We start from the raw sequence: 1451 nt of genomic DNA, 5'->3' as shown, positions 1-1451 counted from the left end.
CGTTATCGTATGAATCACCGGTCGTACCGACTGATGCTCGTAAATTTGCTGCTTCTAAACGATTGGTATAGCGAATTGAAAGATATTGAACACCTCTATCTGAATGATGAATCACATTCTTAGGCATACCTCGGTCATGCAATGCTTGCTCTAGTGCATCGAGCACCATGTCTGTATTCATACGTGTTGATACTTTCCATCCAACAATCGCTCGTGAGAACACATCAATAATAAAGGCGGTATAGACCCAGCCTGAATGAGTTTGAATATACGTGAAGTCACCGACCTGAGAAGCACTGCTTCGCAAGGGTCAGGTCGATCAGCAGTAAAATTACGTTTCACTAAATCATCCGCTCTTTTTTGATCATCTCGGCTACGGGTGGTGTATTTATTCTTCCCACGCCAAACACCCTGTATACCTAGCTTCTTCATCAAGCGAACCACTGTACAGCGTGCAATAACATAACCTTCACGTTTCAGTTGTTGCCAAACTTTACGTACACCATATCGACCTGAACTTTCTTTCCAAATTCGTTTAATTTGTTCAGCATGATGCAAATCATGTAGATCTCGCTTTGCTCGATGTTCTGGGTTTTCAGCAATATCTAGTGTTCGATAATAGGTAGAAGCTGAGATCGGTAAAATCCTACAAATCGCCTCAACACCATATAACGCCTTATTGTTATGGATGAAATCCACCATTATTTGTGTGGGCGGTCGAGCTCCGCCTGGGCGAAAAAAGCGGCTGCTTTACGCAGAATTTCATTGGCACGCTTTAATTCTTTGATTTCACGTTCCATTTGCTTCATTTTTTCTTGATCAGAGATCTGTTGTACTTTGATAGGATTTTGCTCATCTAAATGCTTTTGATGCCAAGCACGAAGTGTTTCAGGAGTACAACCAATCTTAGGCGCAATAGCTGTGATCGCAGCCCAATTAGATGGATAGTCTTTTTCAGATTCAATCAATAATTGAACCGCTCTTTCTCTGATTTCAGGGGTATATTTTAATTTGGTCATCGGGACACTACGCTTCGCTACGTCTTGCGAAGCAATGCTTCTCATCTCAGAATACTGAGTCTCCGACAAACCCGGTACGGTTCATTATTTAAAGCGATTGATGATACTGACGATACACCGCAGGCATTAGATGACGTAATTTGTGTCACAAAAGATAATAAATATGACTACTATCAAGTCGAATATTCACCTTTTCCTAAAAAAGAATAGACGATATTTTTCTAGGAAAGTGGTGGCTATTCAATGCTTGCCTTTTGGTTGAGCGTACCATTGAGTTTTGGGATCAAACAAAATAGAGATATTTCCTCGATTTATTAATGCTCTGTTATAAGAAGGCCAATTGGTTGTGCGATATATTTTAGATGTGGGCTTATTCATTTGAGAATTATAATGTTGAATAAGCCTTTACAGATAGGTTTGTGCAACAAAGCC

General features: G+C 40.2%; 2 pseudogenes and 1 other annotated feature. Both pseudogenes read right to left on the bottom strand.

What is annotated here, in order from left to right:
• Nucleotides 1-1019, bottom strand: a pseudogene (locus EXE10_RS20930) (IS3 family transposase); the annotation flags it as partial.
• Nucleotides 628-744 (bottom strand) — a sequence feature (AL1L pseudoknot). (Overlaps the previous pseudogene by 117 nt.)
• Before the next feature lie 243 nt (nucleotides 1020-1262).
• Nucleotides 1263-1397: pseudogene (locus EXE10_RS20925) on the bottom strand (IS5/IS1182 family transposase); the annotation flags it as partial.
• Between the last annotated feature and the right edge of the window lie 54 nt (nucleotides 1398-1451).

The organism is Acinetobacter sp. WCHAc060033 (assembly GCF_004209125.1).
Taxonomy (GTDB): domain Bacteria; phylum Pseudomonadota; class Gammaproteobacteria; order Pseudomonadales; family Moraxellaceae; genus Acinetobacter; species Acinetobacter wuhouensis.
The sequence above is the reverse complement of the archived record's forward strand: the minus strand, read 5'-3'. Positions and strand labels throughout refer to the sequence as shown.